This is a genomic window from Candidatus Rokuibacteriota bacterium, assembly GCA_016209385.1.
GTDB lineage: Bacteria > Methylomirabilota > Methylomirabilia > Rokubacteriales > CSP1-6 > JACQWB01.
Window position 1 is genome coordinate 1 of sequence record JACQWB010000147.1, and the last position, 15,635, is coordinate 15,635.

Genomic DNA, 15,635 nt, shown 5'->3' on the forward strand with positions numbered 1-15,635 from the left:
CAAGACGCTCCACTGGAACGCGGTCTCCTGCGCCGAGTTCATGCGGACGACCAAGTTCCACCCCTACTACTTCGCCAACCAGCCCGATTCACGCATGCAAGCCAACGGGCTGGCCAAGTACATCGTCGAGAAGATGGGCAAGAGGGTCTACCTCCTCTACACCGACTACGCCATGGGGCAGTCCGACGGTCGCCAGTTCAAGATCGCCATCGAGCGGCTCGGTGGCGAGATCGTTGGGGTGGCGGGCGCTCCGCTCGACACCAAGGACTTCACCCCGTGGTTCGGCGCCATCAAGGCGTCCAACCCGGAGGTGCTCTTCCTGGCCTTCGCGGGGACCGACTCGCTCCGGCTGATGACGCAGCTGCACAGCTTCGGCATGACGAAGCAGTACAAGCTGGCGGGGATCGACTGCTTCCTGCTCCAGCAGGACCTGCCGGCCATCGCCGACGCGATGGAGGGGTTCATCCAGCTCAACCACTTCTCGCCCTACAACCCGGACAAGGACATGCAGGCGTTCGTGCAGCGCTTCAAGAAACGGTGGGGGGTTGACCCCAACATCGCCGCGGGTGCCTACGACGGCGTGATCTTCTGGGCCGAGGCGGTAAGGAGGGTGGGGAGCTTTGACGCCGACAAGGTAGCCAAGGCGCTCGAGGGGATGTGCCTCGACGACACCCACATCGGCCGCCAGTGCATCCGGAAGGAAGACCACCAGGTCGTGATGGACATGCACCTCTACCGGGTGGAGAAGGGGAAGAACGTCCCGATCGTCCGGATTAGCGGACCGGACGCCATCGGTGAGCCGATGGTGGGGAAGGATCCGATCCCCGGCTTCACGTGGGAGATCAAGAAGAAGTGACGCGCCTCGCCTAAGGGCGATCCCAAGGGGGCGCTTCCCGGCGAGACCGGGGGCGCCCCCTCTCGCATTATGGAGTACGTGACCGCAGTCCTCCTGCCGCAGGCGCTCCACGGCCTCTTCTTCGGCGCCGCCCTCGCCCTTCTCGCCCTCGGGCTCACCGTGATCTTCGGCCTCCTGGGCGTCATGAACTTCGCCCACGGCGAGCTCTTCATGCTCGGCGCCTACGCCGGCATCGTCGTGATCGGCCTGACGGAGTCCTTCTGGGTCGCGCTGGTCCTGGCGCCGCTGGCTGTCGGGGCCCTCGGCGCACTCACGGAGGTACTGACCCTCCGCCCGCTCTACCGGCGCGAGCCGCTCTACGGCCTGATCCTGACCTTCGGCCTCTCCCTCGGCCTTCGCGAGGTGGTGCGCGAGGTCTGGGGCGGCGACATGCGCCGGATCTTCGAGCCGATCACGGGCTCCGTCCCGCTCCTCGGGATGATCTATCCGAAGTACCGCCTCTTCCTCCTCGGCTTCTCCCTGCTCCTCCTTCTGATCCTCTGGCTCTTCTTCACCCGGACCCGAGCAGGGATCATCGTGCGCGCCGCGGTGCAGGACGCCGAGATGCTGGACGGGCTGGGCGTCGACGTCCCCCGCGTCTTCACGCTGACCTTCGCCGGCAGCTCGGCCCTGGCGGCTCTCGCCGGGCTCCTGCTGGCGCCGGTGATCACCGTCTACCCGACCATGGGGGTCGAATGGATCCTCCTGGCCTTCATCGTCGTGATCCTGGGCGGCATGGGCTCCATGGGTGGCTCCGTGCTGGCTGCTCTCGTCATCGGCGAGGCCCAGAGCCTCTTCTCTCTCTGGATGAACCCCCAGCGGGTCGCGATCGCCATCTTCGCCATCATGATCTTCGTCCTGATCGTCCGTCCGCGCGGCTTCTTCGGGCGCGAAGGGGTGCTCGAATGATCGGCCGGTTCGGCTGGAGGATGTGGCTCGCCTTCGCCATCCTGGCGGCGCTGCCGGCGCTGCCGTTCATGACCGGGTATCGACTCAACCTGGCCTTCGACGCCCTCCTCTTCGGGATCGTGGCCATGAGCCTGGACCTCCTGATGGGCTACACGGGGATGATCTCCTTCGGCCACGCCGCCTTTCTCGGCCTCCGCGCCTACTCCACGGCGATCCTGCTGGAGCGCGGGGTGCGCTCGCTCTGGCTCTGTCTCGGCGCCGCCGTGGTGGTGGTCGGGGTCTACGCCCTCGTCGTGGCCTACTTCGCCACCACGCGCCGCGGGATCTACTTCGCGCTCCTGACGCTCATCTTCGCCGAGGTGGTGTACACCTTCTTCCGCTACACCCAGACCTTCGGCGGGTCGGACGGGATCCAGGGGCTGGAGGCGCCGCACCTGATTCCGGGCGTGCCGGCCTCAACCCTCGGCTCGCCGCTCGAGAACTACTACCTGGTCCTCATCCTGCTCCTGCTCACCTACGTGCTCTGCCGGACCCTGGTGGAGTCGCACTTCGGCCGGGTCCTGATCGCCATCCGGGAGAACGAGGACCGGGCGCGCTTCCTCGGCTACCACGTCCGGGGCTACAAGATGGCGGTCTGCCTGATCTCCGCGCTGCTGGCCGGCGTGGCCGGCGCCGTCTACCCGGTGCGGCTCGCCAACGCGACCCCCGACCTCCTCCTCTGGACCATCTCCGGCGAGGCCATCGTGATGGTGATGATCGGCGGGATCGGCACGCTGGTGGGCCCAGTCATCGGCGGCGTGTTCTTCATCCTGCTCCAGGAGGAGGTCAGCACCTACGCCCCGCGGCTCTACCAGCTCCTCGGCTTCTCGCCCGAGAAGGGCGCCGGCCTCCATTTCCTGATCATCGGCATCATCCTGGTCCTCATCGTGCTGTTCATGCCAAAAGGCCTGGTCGGGCTGTTCCGGCGTCGCCGCGCTCGCCGCGCCCCGAGCGCTGCGGTCCAGACCGTCCCTGCCGGAGAGTTAGAGTGAGCACCGACGGCGGCCCGCTCATCCAAGTCGAGCAGGTCTCCAAGCACTTTGGCGCCCTGGCGGCCCTCTCCCGCGTGAGCTTCGCGGTGAGAAAGGGGGAGGTCTTCTCCGTGATCGGCCCAAACGGGGCCGGCAAGAGCACCCTCTTCAACGTGATCACCGGGCTCTACCCGCCGACAGAAGGGCGTGTGAGGTTCCGCGGGGAGGAGATCACAGGACTTCCGCCCGAGGCCATCAACCGCAAGGGGATCGCGAAAACCTTCCAGATCACGAACATCTTCCCCGAGATCTCGGTCTTCGAGAACGTGCGGGTGGCGGCCCAGTCCCGCGCCCCCGAGCAGGGGCGCCTGGCCGCCCTCTGGCGCACCTCGGACGTCAGGGCCGAGGTCATGGAGCTGCTCGGCACATTCGAGCTGGAGGGGCGGTCTTACGAGCTGGCCGAAAACCTCTCGCACGGCGAGCAGCGCTACCTGGAAATCTGCCTGGCCCTGGCCACCGCGCCGGCTCTCCTGCTCCTAGACGAGCCCACGGCGGGAATGACGCCGGGCGAAACGAGGCGGGCCACGGCGCTGATCCGGAAGGTGGCGGCGCAGCGAGACCTCACCGTGCTCCTCATCGAGCACGACATGAGCGTCGTGATGGGGATCTCCGACCGAGTCGCCGTGCTTCACTTCGGGGAGAAGATCGCCGAGGGCAGGCCGGAGGAGATCCGGAACGACCCGACGGTGATCGAGGCGTACCTCGGCGGGGCCGACTGATGCTCCAGCTGGCGGACGTGCACTCGGCCTACGGCGCGACCCCCATCCTGTTTGGCGTGTCGCTCAGGGTTGAGGACGGCGAGACCGTGGCCCTCCTCGGCCGGAACGGCATGGGGAAGACCACGCTCCTCAAGACCATCATGGGGTTCCTCAAACCGACCCACGGGCAGATCGAGTTCCAGGGCCAGGACCTGACCCGCCTCACCCCGCACGAGATCGCCCAGCTCGGGGTGGGCTATGTCCCTGAGAACCGGCGGATCTTCCCGGGCTTGACCGTGCGCGAGAACCTGGAGCTGGGGCTCTCGGCCGCCAAGCGGAGAACATCCGGGCTGAGCGCCGAGCGCTTCCAACGGGTCTTCGAGCACTTCCCGATCCTTCGCCAGCGCCTGAACCAGCCCGGCAAGACCCTCTCCGGCGGGGAGCAGCAGATGCTGGCCATCGCGCGGGTCATGATGGCCGGGGCCAAGCTCATCCTGATGGACGAGCCGACGCAGGGGCTGGCGCCGAGCCTGGTCCGCCACATCCGCGAGATGGTCGCCGAGCTCAAGCGCCTGGGCGTGACGATTCTCCTGGTGGAGCAGAACGCGCGGATGGCCCTGAATGTCTGCGACCGGGGCTACGTCATGGAGAAGGGGCTGATCGTCTTTGAGGGTAGCTCCGGCGCTCTCAGGGACAGCCCCGTCACCCGGGAAAAGCTGGGCGTCTAGGAGCGGGCGGTGCGTGCCTGGGGCTCGACGGTCGTGTTCGGCGAGAGCTGGCGGGCACGACTGGCGCGGGCGGCCATCTTCGTGCTCCTCGCCGCAGCGGTCATCTGGGCCCTGCCGGGGCGGAAGCCCGGGGAGGAGGGAGGCCGCCGCCACCATGCGCCCGTTGCGCTCGACCCGTTCGAGCGCGCCGGCATCGTGGAGCTCAAGGAGGGGCAGCGCGGCCTGGCCTTCCGGCTGGCCACCCTTGAGGGCGGGAGCGCGGCGCTCGAGGACTACGCGGGCAAGCTGGTCGTCCTCAACTTCTGGGCCACCTGGTGCACGCCGTGCGAAGTGGAGATGCCGACTCTGGAGAGCCTCTGGCAGAAGCTCAAGGGCCGCGGTCTTGTTGTCGTGGGCGTCAACCTGGACCGAGGAGCGCCGCGCTCCCTCATCGAGCCCTACGTCCGCGGCAAGAAGCTGACCTTCCCGATCCTCCTCGATCCCGACATGGCGACGGCGCAGGCGTGGCGTGTCACGGGGCTTCCTGCCACGTTCCTGGTGAAGCCCAGCGGCGAGGTGGCGGGCATGGCCCAGGGTCTCAGGGAGTGGGACAGCAAGGAGATGCTGGCGCTCCTCGAAACGCTCCTGCCCGCCGCCTCGCGTCCCGGGCATTGACCTCGACCCTCACAGAGCGACAAGCTTCACCCGCCGAGCTTACGGGCTTCGTCCGGGCATGGCCCTGCCTGGCTTTCGATACACTTGAACTGTCTTGCGTACTGGGGTATGACTAGCGCACCGAGTTCTCCGATGACGGCCAGCGAATACCAGCAACTCGTTGAGTTCCTTGGGCTGCGATTCGCCGAAATTGACCAGCGGTTTGTTGAGGTCGACCACCACTTCGGCGAGATTGACCGCCGGTTGACCACGCTCGAGGAGCGGTCGGAGCAGCAATTCCGGGAGATCCTGGGACACTTCGACCAGCTGTATCGTCGCCTCGAACGGCTGGAACAGGAATATCACGCGATCGCTGAAGCTCTGAGGCGCATCGAGCGATGGATGGCTGACGAGACCGTGAAGCGTGAGATCCTCGAGCGAGGCGTCGCAGAGCTGAAGCGCCAGGTCGCCGCGCTCCAGGCTCGCATCGAGGAGCTGGAGCAGCGCCTCCGAGAATTCTAAGCGCACTCTTCCTCTCTGAGCGTCGAGCGGAAGGAGTGGGCGATCTCATCGAGAGGGGAATCCGCAAGCACCATTGAGCCACTACCAGCTGCGGCTCTTTGACGATCGTCTCGCAGGGGGCGCCGGAGCTGGCTTGAGCCTTCCAGCTCGGAACCGGGTCCTCTACCTCGTGGAAGGGGAAGCCACGGTGACTGTGGGTATGGGCTCGATGAGGCTCGTGGCCAACACCGCCTGGCAGGGGAGCGGCGCCTGCCGGGTTAGGGCGGAGTCGGCCTCCGCGTGCCTCTGGCGCTGGGAGCTGGCACGCGCCGAGGACCCCGACGAGGAGCCGGCATCGGGCGGCAGCGTCGTCTCGACGCTCAAGCTTGCCCGCTCGATCGACCTCGACCCCAGCGCGAAGTACCTCATGCGGTGCGATCGGGTCGATTTCCCGCCGGGCGGCGTTGCCTACACTCACACCCATCAGGGGTCGGGTATCCGCTGCCTTCTCCGGGGCGAGTTCAGCGTTGAGGCGGCCGGCAAAAAGCTCCGCATCCGTCCTGGCGAGGCGTGGTTCGAGAGGGGGCCTGATCCCGTCTATGCTGAGGCGTCGCCGAGCGAGCTGACGAGCTTCGTCAGGGTCATGATCCTGCCGGCGGCGTTGAAGGGGAAGAGCTCGATTCGCTACGTCAGGTCAGAGGATCAGGAGAAACCCAAAACCCAGGCATACAGAGTCTTCCTGGACGAGGCGATCGAGATCTAGCCGCTAGAGGACCGCCCCGGTAAGCCGCGCGGCTTGCCTGAGCCACACCGCCGAGTTCATGATGTTCCACTCCGAGCGCGGGCTTTGCCCGCGCAACCCATTCTGGGGGGGGAGGTTCGGAAGGGGGGCGAAGCCCCCCTCCGAGTCAAACTAGAGCGGGTGGCTCGGGACCTCCTGAGCTACCGGCACACGCAGGAGCTGGCTCAAGGGGATCGTGGTGAGCACCCCGAGGCCGATGATCCCCAGCGTCACCGGCACGCCGGCCCAGTCGCTGACCAGGCCGTAGAGGAAGGGGGCCAGCGCCCCCGAGCCGACGCCAAGCGTGTAGAAGAGGCCGTACGCGCGCGCGCGGCGCTCCGGCGTCACCAGGTCAGCCACGGTGCCGTAGAGCACCGAGGAGGTGCCGTTCAGCCCCACGCCGAGGAGCGGGAGGAGGACGAGCGCGGGGGTGAGAGGGAGCGCCAGCAGCAGGAGGATTCCCCCACCGGTCACCAGCTCGGTCAGGACCACCGTGCGGATCACGCCAACGCGCTCCGCGATCGCCCCGCACACAAACTTCCCCGTCGCCCCGCCGGCGAAGACCAGGGCGAGGGCGAATCCCACCGCCTCCACGCTCGACCCCTTGGCGATCAGGAGGAACGGCAGGAATGTCAGGAACGCCGTCCGGGTGGAGTTGTCGATTATGCCGATAGTCGAGAGGGCCTGAAACCCCCGACGGTCCCTGATGCCCCACCCGCTTCCGGACGCGCCGTCAACGTCCTGCACGCCCCGCCCGGCGCCGGCGCCCAGGCGATTCAACAGGAGGAAGATCGCGGGTGCCGCGAGGAGGCCGATGGCCGCGTAGCCGGCTGCAGCCCGGCGCCAGCCGATGCCGACCATGGCGAGGGCGACGAGGGCCGGGACCGTGACCTTGCCCAGGTCCCCGGAGAAGTTGAAGGTACCGAGGGCGATCCGCCGCGGGCCGGTCTCGTAGGCCTTGGAGACGAGCGAGGAGGAGAGCGGGTGCTGGACTCCGGAGCCGAGCGCGGCCAGGAGCAGGAAGGTGAAAAGGCTCGCGAAGCCGCCGGCCAGCCCGAGAACGAGAAACCCCGTCGCCGTGACCGCCGTCCCCGCCGCCAGCAGGCCGCGTTCCCCCCACCGCTCGGCAAGGATTCCGGCCGGGACCTGAAAGGCCGCCATCCCGCCGCTGTAAGCGGTTCTGAGCAGCCCGACCTGGGCGAAGGTGAGGCGGAAGTCGCGGGCCCAGACGGGGAGCAGCACGTAGATGATCTCGGAGAAGCCGTCGTGGAGGAAGTGGGTCGCGCAGGCAGTGGCGAGCGTGGCGCGCGCGCGGGGCTTGTCCATGCCTTCTCTAGCCCTTCAGCGACTGCTCGGCCTGGCGCACGCGGCGCGAGAGCGTCACCAGCAGCGTGTGGGCCAACCGCGGGACTTCGGTCAGGAGGCTCCAGAAGTTACGGCGGTCGATCACGAGGAGGCGGATGGGCGTTTCGGCCACCACGGTCGCCGAGCGCGGCCCGCCGTCGAGGAGGCTCATCTCGCCGAAGAAATCCCCCGGCCGGAGCGGCACGTGCTTTTCCGGCGAGACCTCTGCCCGCGCGCTGCCGTCGACGATCAGGAAGAATTCCGTTCCGGGTTCGCCGGCGCGGGTCAGGACCTTGCCCGCAGGCTCATCGAGGACTCCGGTGATCCGGGCCAGGGCGCGCAGCTGTCGCTGCGAGCAACCCTCAAAGACAGGGACTCTCTGGAGGTACTCGATCTTCGCATCCTGGCGGAGGGGAGGCCCCGGGGTGGGCAAGCCGGCGCGACCCTCCTCGAACTTGTACGGGAGCGAACCGTCCATCATCCTCGTCACGATTTCCATGGCGCTATCCTCCCACGAGGAGCCTGGCCGCGCGCGCGATGGCCGCGGCGTCGATGCCGTAGTGCCGGTAGAGGTCCTGGCGCGCTCCCGACTGGCCGAAGTCGTCCACGCCCAGCGGGATCTGCGGGACGCCGAGCGCCGAGCCGATGAAGGCCAGCGCGTGGGAGTGGCCGTCGAGGACCGAGACGACCGGGACCCCTTCCTCCTCGGCGGTCACCAGCTGCTCCAGGTATGGGCGCGGACCTCTCAAGCCCCGGTAGAGCCGGTCGGGGCTCGTGACCACGAAGACGTTGGCGAAGATGCCCTGCTCGCGTAAGGCGCGGCCGGCTTCCACCGCTTCGGGGACCATCACGCCCGCCGCGAAGAGGTGGACGGCGTTGTCCTCGGGGTCGTAGCCGGCTTCGCCGCGCCGGTCGATCAGGCGGTAGCCGCCGCCGAGAACCCGGGCGCGGTATTCAGGGCTCGGTCCGGGCGCGAGGCGCTCGTCGATCGGCTTGGTGGAGAGCCTGAGGTAGAGGCTCTGGCCTTTGCGACGGTCCAGGAGCCATCGCAGCGCGTCGAGCAGGATCCATTCCGCCTCCTGGGCGAAGGCGGGCTCGAAGTAGACGATGCCGGGGAGCCCGATCCCGATTCCCGGCGTGATCACCGACTGGTGGGCGCCGCCCTCCGGCGAGAGGCTCACCCCCGACGGCGTGGCAGCGACGACGAACCGGGCGCCCGAGTAGAGGGCATGGTAGAGGGCGTCGAGTCCCCGGCCGACGAACGGATCGTAGAGGGTCCCGATGGGGAGCAGCGTCACGCCGGACAGCTCGTGGGTGAGCCCGAGGGCTCCCAGGAGGAGAAAGAGATTGTGCTCGGCGATCCCCAGCTCGATGTGCTGTCCCGCCGGCGACTCCTTCCACCGGACGGCCTGGGGGATCTCGGCGAAGAAGTCGGGCTTGGCGCGCGGGAAGTAGATCCCCTTGCGGTTGATCCACCCGGCCAGGTGCGTCGTCACCGCCACGTCGGCCGAGACCGTCACGATCCTGTCGGCGATCGGAAGCCGGCTCAGTGCTCCGAGGACCCTGCCGAAGGCCTCCTGGGTGGAGGTCTCGGCGGGATAGGTCTCGTCGAGTCTCTCGGGGATCTGTGGCGGGCTCGAGGCTGACGGCGGGGAGAAGAGCGGCGGGAGGTTCGCGATCAGCTCGGCCTCGGGACTGTCAGGCGGGAACCCTGCCCATTCCTCACCCGGGGCGATGCCGAGCGACTGGCGCAGCTCCTCGATCTGGGCCGTGGTCAGGAGCATCGTGTGGTTCAGGGGGTCGCCGGCGAAAGGCAGCCCCCATCCCTTGATCGTGTGGGCCAGGATCACGCACGGGCGGTCGCGGGGCTCGTCGGCCTCGGCGAAGGCGTCCAGGATCAGCTTGAGGTCGTGGCCGCCGACGTCTGCAACCAGGCCTGCAAGCTCCTCGTCGGGGATAGCGGCGAGGAGCTTGTCGAGGACTGCGTCCGTGTCGCCGTCGGGAGTCCTCACGAGGAGCTTCCTCCCAGCGCCCGGGGGGAGCCTGAGAAGGCTCTGGTACTCGGTGTAGGGCATCGCCTCCAGGCGGGCGCGGAGGCGGTGACCACCAGGCTCAGCGAAGAGTTTCCGCAGCCTGGAGCCCCAGCGCAGCTCAATGACGCGCCAGCCGGCGGCGCTGAACAGCTCAGGAAGCTGGCGCGCGCGCGTATCGGGCACGACCCGGTCGAGGCTCTGGCGGTTCACGTCCACGATCCAGAGCACGTTGCCCAGGTGGGAGACGGCCTCCTCGATGATCGCCTCCCAGACATTTCCCTCGTCCAGCTCGGCGTCGCCCACCATGACGATGAAGCGCTCAGGGGTACTGACACCGAAGTGGTCAGTCAGATAGCGCGCAGCGAGAGCGCCAAAGGTCGCCTGGACCGCGCCGAGGCCCATGGAGCCCGTGGCGAGGTCCACGACCTCTGGGTTCTTCTGCCGGCTCGGGTAGGCCTGGAGCCCGCCGAAGCTCCTCAGCTCCTGGAGTGCCGAGGCCGGGAGCCGGCCGCGCAGGCACTGGATCGCGTAGAAGGCGGGTGAGGCGTGAGCCTTGACGGCGACCACGTCCCCGGCGCGGAGCGCCTTGAAGTAGAGCGCCGTCAGGAGACTCACTGCGGATGCCGATGAGGCCTGGTGGCCGCCCACTTTTATCCCGTCGGGGTTGGGGCGGACGAAGTTGGCGTGGTGGACCGTGTAGGCGCTGAGCCAGAGCACCTTCCGCTGGATGCGATCCAGGACGGCGAGTTCCGGTTCGCCCCGCGGGGACCGGCCTGACATCTATCGCCTAGCCCACGAAACCTCTGACGCTCACCAGGCGTTTCGCCACATGATCGACCGCCAGGAACAAGCTTTCGAGGGCCACGGCTCCGAGGAGAGCCGGTCCACCGGGGGCGATGAAGCAGGGGGTCGTGACCTCCTGTTCATCGAGCCTGAGACGTGCTTCGGCAACGGGCCAGACTTCCTCCTGGCCGCCAGCGATTTCAACGGGCTGCCTCCGGGATGGCTTGAGTTCGAGGCGTTCGGCCAGGGGGGCGAGGCACTACCAGAAGGGTCGCTCCGCTGTCAACCAGGAGGTCGACCACTTCGCTCTTTCCCGTGGGCCCTGTCAATCGCCCCGAAATGCGAAAGAGTCCCATGCCCCTAGTTTCCTCGACCGCTACAACCTTCAGTATATCTCACGGACCTATTTTGGCTCGTATGGGTCGTCCAGCTACCGCCCCCGCCGGTCTACCCGGGCCAGGAACTCCAGCACCGCCCGGTTCCACGCCTCGGGCTGGTCCCGGTTGGCGAAGTGGCTGGCCGGCGAGAGGACGACCAGCTTCGAGCCCTTGACCTTCTTCTGCATGACCTTCATCGGCCCGAGCGAGGGATCCTGATCTCCGCCGATCAGGAGGGTGGCGACCCGGATCTTCGGCAGCTCCCCGGTGATGTGGTCCATCGCGATCAGCGCGCGCAGGGCGTTGGCATAGCCGATCCGCGTCAGCGCCCGATACATGGCATAGAACTCTTCCTTCGCGTTGGGGTCGAGCTGGAGGCGCGCGGTCACATTCGGGTTGGCGGCCATGGCGAACTCGGCCATCGCATCCATCCCCTTGGTGAGCGTGATCTCGATGCTCCGCGCGCGCATGACGAGATTCTCGGCTGACATGGGGAGTCCCGAGGCTGACGACGAGTTCGTCACGATGAGCGCCGCCACCCGCTTCGGGTAGAGGAGGGTGAAGCGCGTGGCGATGCCGCCACCCATGGACAGCCCCCCGACGTACGCCTTGCGGACCCCGAGATGATTCAGGAGATCTCGGAGGTCGAGCGCCCAGCGGCGGAAGGAGTAGCGCGCGGGGTCCTCGGGGCTGTCCGAGCGCCCGTGGCCACGCGGGTCCCAGAGGATCAGCCGGTAGCAGGCCGAGAGGTCCTTGATGTTGGGCTCCCACATCGTCGTGTTGCCGCCGATCCCGTAGGCGAGGACCAGCGGGAACCCGCGGCCGTGCTCCTCGTAGTAGATCTTCACACGGTCGTCGGTCTTCGCGTATGGCATGGTGCGCCTCCTTCGAATATACTCGGGCCTCGCCTCGTGGCTCTCCTCGCCTTCGGCTCGTCGGCAGCCCCTCGGCTCGAACTGCCACGCCGACGGCTCGTCGGGAGCCCTTCGGATCGAAATACCGGGTCCAGAAGCCCTGCGGGTCGCAGGCGCGGACGATCTAGAACTCCGCGGCCGCGGGTGCCGCGGTGGGGTTGCCGATCCACGCCCCGATCACGCGCCGCGCGCACCAGGCCCCGATGAGCTGATCGAAGACCATGTCCGAGATCGGGCAGATCAGCGTGAGGTCGCACTTGCCCTGGCGGATCAGCTCGTGGCCCACGATGAACGGGATCGCCGCCTCGAGGCCCGTCCCCATGCAGACCGAGACACCGTCGGGGACGAACCGCGCGATGGTCTCCTTCATTGACATCAGCTTGGGCCCGTCCATCCCGCCTCCACAAACGCGGCGTTCACTATAGCCCGAGCCCAACGGGCCGCGCAATCCGCGGCTCTTGTTTGAGGTTGACAACGAGAAGCGCTCAAGTGTAGCTTACCTTCATCGCCGCTAAGATAAACGAACGAACTTTCGGCCCCCGCGGACATGAACGAACGATTTCCAGTGGCGTCGTGCGGGACAGTAGCGACGCTTCCGGCGTGATCCGTTGCGGCGTTCGACGCGGATGGCAGCCAGGGGGACACTGGCGCAGCGGCGGGTGCGCCAATCCGGCAGCCGCAGGCGCGTGCGCGGATTGAGCCGCCGGATGTCGTGGACCATCGCCTGGCTGACCACGTAGCTGTGGCAGGCCGCTGCGAGCTTCGGGTAGAACTTCGCGGGCGAGATCTCTTCGGGCTCGATCCCGGCCGTCTCCCCCACCTCACTCTGCGCCACGCGCATGACGTTGTACACGAGCCCCGCGGCGTAGACCTGCATGGCCACGGCGTGCGGGTTGGCCGCGGAGATGCGGTTGAGATTCAGCACTTCCTTCAGATCGAAATACATGCGCTCAATGCGCCAGCGGGCCGGGTAGAGCAGCAAGGCTTCCTCGGCCGCCAAGCGCGTGAGCTCCGAGACGTTGGTCAGCAGCTCGTAGCGGGTCCCGCCCTGGCGCCACCGGATATAGCACAGCGTCTGGATCGGTGCCGAGACGCCCGAGCCAGCCCGCACCAGCCAGTCCTCCAGACAGCCGCCCGCATGGCGGCGTTTCCGCAGGCGCTGGAGCCTGTGCAGTCCCACCAACCGGTTGCGACGGAACAGCCCCCAGCAGCCTTGGGCCTGCACGGCCGCGAAGAAGTCCACCGTACAGTACAGCCGGTCGCCGACCAACAGCGTGTCCCGCGTCAGTCCGGCGAGGGCCGCCTTGGCGCGCGTCATCTCGCTGGCGCCGCGTCGGCCGAGGAAGGGCAAGGGCCTGGCACAGCCCTCGCCCGCCCACTGCTTGCAGTTGCTCAAGCAGCATCGGGTCCTCGCCATTTGGGTGCCGGATCCGACATGCCGCGACCTGCAGGCGCTCGTGGCCCATCGCATGCGCCTCGTCCGGATGCGGGCGTTCCCGAGCTGTCCATGGTCTTTCAGGACCGACATCATGTGCCGGCGCTTGTGCGCGAATAGATGGCTGGTGGACCCATGCCTCTGAGGCTCGGACGAGCCGCCGGCCGCGCCCCCAAGCGGGGAGCAACGCACAGATGCTGCGCCACAGCCCGGGCTATCGATCCCGGCTCGCGAGAAGGAGGAATCCCGCCAACAATCGTCTTGGCAGGAATGGACAGCAGTGATCCAAACTGTTTTTCGACGCATCCGTTGACCACGATAGTCGTGGGCGCTTCACGCCAGTCCTGACTATGGCGAAGAAAATTCTTCTTGCTATTGGGGCCATCGGAATCCTTGTCTTCGGGCTAAGCCGGCCCGTGCTCGCGGATTCCTTTGTCGACAGCGTCGTTTCCTATATCCCGGGCAAATTCTTGTTTGGGACTCCTCCTCCGGCTCCTGGTGATGAACTGAGAGCGCTCGGCCCGCCCGACGACGGACCGACGGTCTCGCTCGGGCTGGGGGGTCAGATAACCTTGAAGTTCGTCGACAATGTCGTTATTGACGGGCCTGGCGATGACCTCCAGATTAACGCGTTTCCACCAGTTAGTGGGGCCCAAGAAGCGGACAACCGGGCTCAGGTTCTAGTCAGCGCGGATGGGGTGTCGTTCAAAGCATTTCCTGGGTTCATCGGGCCGGGCGGGCCCTCTTTCAAACTGAACTTATCGGCTGTCGGGTTAACCGAAGCTCGCTTCGTTCGGATCGTAGACTCCGGGAGCTGTTGTTTGTCCGGTAATCCCCAGGGCGGCGGAGATGGCTTTAATGTCGAGTCTGTCCAAGCGTTAAATGGTTCCTCTGTGGTCTCGGGTCGGGTTACGGTCGCGGGTATAAGCGCAGGTCTGAGCGGCGTGACCGTTCGGGCCGTGTTCGTTAGCTTCGGCTCCCAGACGATTGAAGCCCAGACAGATGCCAGTGGCAATTACACGATCAACGTACCAACTCCTGTCTTGACTTCCTCTTTTTCCCGCGTCACGGTCACTCCGAGCAAATCTGGCTGTACGTTCAGTCCTGCTAGCCGAGACGTATCTGTTTCCGGAAGCAGCGTCGGCGTGGACTTCGTCGCGTCGTGCGCTGCTCAGACCGCTACGATTTCCGGTCGCGTTACGTTAGGGAGTGCAGGCCTGAGCGGTGTGACAGTGCGCGCCTTCTCCGGGACCCTCGGGGGGCAAGCGCAAACGGACGTAAATGGTAACTATACGATTTCCGCTTTTCTAACCGAATCTTTTGGAGATACTTTCACTTTCCCGGTCACCCCCAGTAAATCCGGGTGCACGTTCAACCCGTTGAGCCGACAAGTGACCGTTACTCGAGGAGGCACCGTGATCGGCGTGGATTTCGTCGCGTCCTGCGGGCCGCTGGATTTCGATGGCGACGGCAAGGCCGACATTGCGGTCTACCGGCCCGCGACCGGGGAGTGGTTCATCCTGCGCTCGGGCAGCACCTCGGTCCAGCAGCAGCAGTGGGGCGGGCCCGGCGATAGCCCCGTGCCCGGCGACTTCGATGGGGACGGGAAGGCCGACATCGCCATCTACCGGCCCTTGACGGGGGAGTGGTTCATCCTGCGCTCGGGCAGCACCTCGGTCCAGCACCAGCAGTGGGGCGGACCCGGCGACACCCCGGTGCCCGGCGACTTCGATGGCGACGGGAAGGCCGACATTGCCATCTACCGGCCCTTGACGGGGGAGTGGTTCATCCTGCGCTCGGGCAGCACCTCGGTCCAGCAGCAGCAGTGGGGGGCCCTGGGTGATACTCCCGTGCCGGCGGACTATGACGGGGATGGCAAGGCCGACATTGCCATCTACCGGCCCGCGACGGGGGAGTGGTTCATCCTGCGCTCGGGCAGCACCTCGGTCGAGCAGCAGCAGTGGGGCGGGCCCGGCGATAGCCCTGTGCCCGGCGACTTCGATGGGGACGGGAAGGCCGACATTGCGGTCTACCGTCCCGCCACTGGCGAGTGGTTCATCTTGCGTTCCAGCGACTCCTCGTTCCAGCGGGTCGTGTTTGGCGTGGCCGGCGACACGCCTCTATCTTTCTCGCGCTTTTTGCCCCGGACTCCCATCCTCTCGGTGACCCCGAGTTCCCAAGACTTTGGCAGCGTCGCGCTGGGAGGCTCAGCGGACCGGACCTTCACGGTGCGGAACACGGGTGGCGGGACCCTGTCCGGGAGCGCCTCCACTCCCTTCAGCATCGTCCCCCCCTTCAGCATCGTCTCCCCCTTCAGCATCGTCTCCGGTGGCTCCTTCAGCCTCGGGGCGGGGCAAAGCCATGCGGTGGTGGTGCGCTTCAGGCCCCCGGCGGAAGGAACCTTTGACGGGAGTGTCACCTTCACCTCCAACGGGGGCAACGTCTCGGCAGTGGTGACTGGCACCGCGGTGTCGCCAACGAATCCGGTCCTCTCGGTGACCCCGAGTTCCCAAGACTTTGGCAGCGTCGCGCTG

At 66.9% G+C, this 15,635-nt stretch carries 15 protein-coding genes; 9 read left to right on the top strand and 6 right to left on the bottom strand.

What is annotated here, in order from left to right:
- The 8 genes from HY726_10180 to HY726_10215 form a co-directional block, all read left to right on the top strand.
- Positions 1 to 856 (top strand): ABC transporter substrate-binding protein (locus HY726_10180; GenBank protein MBI4609368.1); only part of this gene is annotated, 856 nt, incomplete at its 5' end.
- A 69-nt stretch (positions 857 to 925) separates the two neighbouring features.
- A complete protein-coding gene (locus HY726_10185) occupies positions 926 to 1,804 on the top strand; it encodes a branched-chain amino acid ABC transporter permease (protein ID MBI4609369.1) in 879 nt (292 codons plus the stop codon).
- Positions 1,801 to 2,835 (top strand): branched-chain amino acid ABC transporter permease, encoded by a 1,035-nt coding sequence (locus HY726_10190; GenBank protein MBI4609370.1) that lies wholly within the window; start codon positions 1,801 to 1,803, stop codon positions 2,833 to 2,835. The genes HY726_10185 and HY726_10190 overlap by 4 nt, the downstream gene beginning before the upstream one ends.
- On the top strand, positions 2,832 to 3,593 hold the full coding sequence (locus HY726_10195; GenBank protein ID MBI4609371.1) for an ABC transporter ATP-binding protein: 762 nt from the start codon (positions 2,832 to 2,834) through the stop codon (positions 3,591 to 3,593). Before HY726_10190 ends, HY726_10195 begins: the two co-directional genes overlap by 4 nt.
- Positions 3,593 to 4,300, top strand: coding sequence for an ABC transporter ATP-binding protein (locus HY726_10200; GenBank protein ID MBI4609372.1), 708 nt, complete (start codon positions 3,593 to 3,595; stop codon positions 4,298 to 4,300). Before HY726_10195 ends, HY726_10200 begins: the two co-directional genes overlap by 1 nt.
- A 9-nt stretch (positions 4,301 to 4,309) precedes the next feature.
- Complete coding sequence (locus HY726_10205; protein ID MBI4609373.1) at positions 4,310 to 4,954, top strand: TlpA family protein disulfide reductase; 645 nt, start codon at positions 4,310 to 4,312, stop codon at positions 4,952 to 4,954.
- Positions 4,955 to 5,086: 132 nt separating this feature from the next.
- On the top strand, positions 5,087 to 5,455 hold the full coding sequence (locus tag HY726_10210) for a hypothetical protein (GenBank protein MBI4609374.1): 369 nt from the start codon (positions 5,087 to 5,089) through the stop codon (positions 5,453 to 5,455).
- A 133-nt stretch (positions 5,456 to 5,588) separates the two neighbouring features.
- Positions 5,589 to 6,197, top strand: coding sequence for a hypothetical protein (locus HY726_10215; GenBank protein MBI4609375.1), 609 nt, complete (start codon positions 5,589 to 5,591; stop codon positions 6,195 to 6,197).
- Positions 6,198 to 6,347: 150 nt separating this feature from the next.
- Here the strand turns inward: HY726_10215 and HY726_10220 are convergent, their stop codons facing one another.
- The 6 genes from HY726_10220 to HY726_10245 form a co-directional block, all read right to left on the bottom strand.
- Complete coding sequence (locus HY726_10220) at positions 6,348 to 7,541, bottom strand: MFS transporter (protein ID MBI4609376.1); 1,194 nt, start codon at positions 7,539 to 7,541, stop codon at positions 6,348 to 6,350.
- A 7-nt stretch (positions 7,542 to 7,548) separates the two neighbouring features.
- Positions 7,549 to 8,058: a cyclic nucleotide-binding domain-containing protein gene (locus HY726_10225; GenBank protein ID MBI4609377.1), complete on the bottom strand. Its 510-nt coding sequence runs from the start codon at positions 8,056 to 8,058 to the stop codon at positions 7,549 to 7,551.
- 4 nt (positions 8,059 to 8,062) lie between these two features.
- The gene (locus HY726_10230) at positions 8,063 to 10,372 is read right to left on the bottom strand and encodes a pyruvate dehydrogenase (GenBank protein MBI4609378.1); all 2,310 of its coding nucleotides are present in this window, start codon (positions 10,370 to 10,372) and stop codon (positions 8,063 to 8,065) included.
- A gap of 433 nt (positions 10,373 to 10,805) precedes the next feature.
- Positions 10,806 to 11,627 (bottom strand): alpha/beta fold hydrolase, encoded by an 822-nt coding sequence (locus tag HY726_10235; protein MBI4609379.1) that lies wholly within the window; start codon positions 11,625 to 11,627, stop codon positions 10,806 to 10,808.
- Between the two features lie 163 nt (positions 11,628 to 11,790).
- The gene (locus HY726_10240; protein MBI4609380.1) at positions 11,791 to 12,060 is read right to left on the bottom strand and encodes a hypothetical protein; all 270 of its coding nucleotides are present in this window, start codon (positions 12,058 to 12,060) and stop codon (positions 11,791 to 11,793) included.
- A gap of 117 nt (positions 12,061 to 12,177) precedes the next feature.
- Entirely contained in the window at positions 12,178 to 12,984 is an 807-nt protein-coding gene (locus tag HY726_10245) for a transposase (GenBank protein ID MBI4609381.1), read from the bottom strand.
- Between the two features lie 1,532 nt (positions 12,985 to 14,516).
- Here HY726_10245 and HY726_10250 point away from each other — a divergent pair.
- Positions 14,517 to 15,635: FG-GAP repeat protein (locus tag HY726_10250; protein MBI4609382.1), on the top strand; the 1,119-nt coding region annotated here is incomplete at its 3' end.

Excerpts from the sequence above, each read along its gene's own strand:
- HY726_10185 (MBI4609369.1), top strand. The coding sequence starts at position 926 with ATGGAGTACGTGACCGCAGTCCTCCTGCCGCAGGCGCTCCACGGCCTC.
- HY726_10190 (MBI4609370.1), top strand. The coding sequence starts at position 1,801 with ATGATCGGCCGGTTCGGCTGGAGGATGTGGCTCGCCTTCGCCATCCTG.
- HY726_10200 (MBI4609372.1), top strand. The coding sequence starts at position 3,593 with ATGCTCCAGCTGGCGGACGTGCACTCGGCCTACGGCGCGACCCCCATC.
- HY726_10210 (MBI4609374.1), top strand. The coding sequence starts at position 5,087 with ATGACGGCCAGCGAATACCAGCAACTCGTTGAGTTCCTTGGGCTGCGA.
- HY726_10220 (MBI4609376.1), bottom strand. The coding sequence starts at position 7,541 with ATGGACAAGCCCCGCGCGCGCGCCACGCTCGCCACTGCCTGCGCGACC.
- HY726_10225 (MBI4609377.1), bottom strand. The coding sequence starts at position 8,058 with ATGGAAATCGTGACGAGGATGATGGACGGTTCGCTCCCGTACAAGTTC.
- HY726_10230 (MBI4609378.1), bottom strand. The coding sequence starts at position 10,372 with ATGTCAGGCCGGTCCCCGCGGGGCGAACCGGAACTCGCCGTCCTGGAT.
- HY726_10235 (MBI4609379.1), bottom strand. The coding sequence starts at position 11,627 with ATGCCATACGCGAAGACCGACGACCGTGTGAAGATCTACTACGAGGAG.
- HY726_10240 (MBI4609380.1), bottom strand. The coding sequence starts at position 12,060 with ATGGACGGGCCCAAGCTGATGTCAATGAAGGAGACCATCGCGCGGTTC.
- HY726_10245 (MBI4609381.1), bottom strand. The coding sequence starts at position 12,984 with ATGACGCGCGCCAAGGCGGCCCTCGCCGGACTGACGCGGGACACGCTG.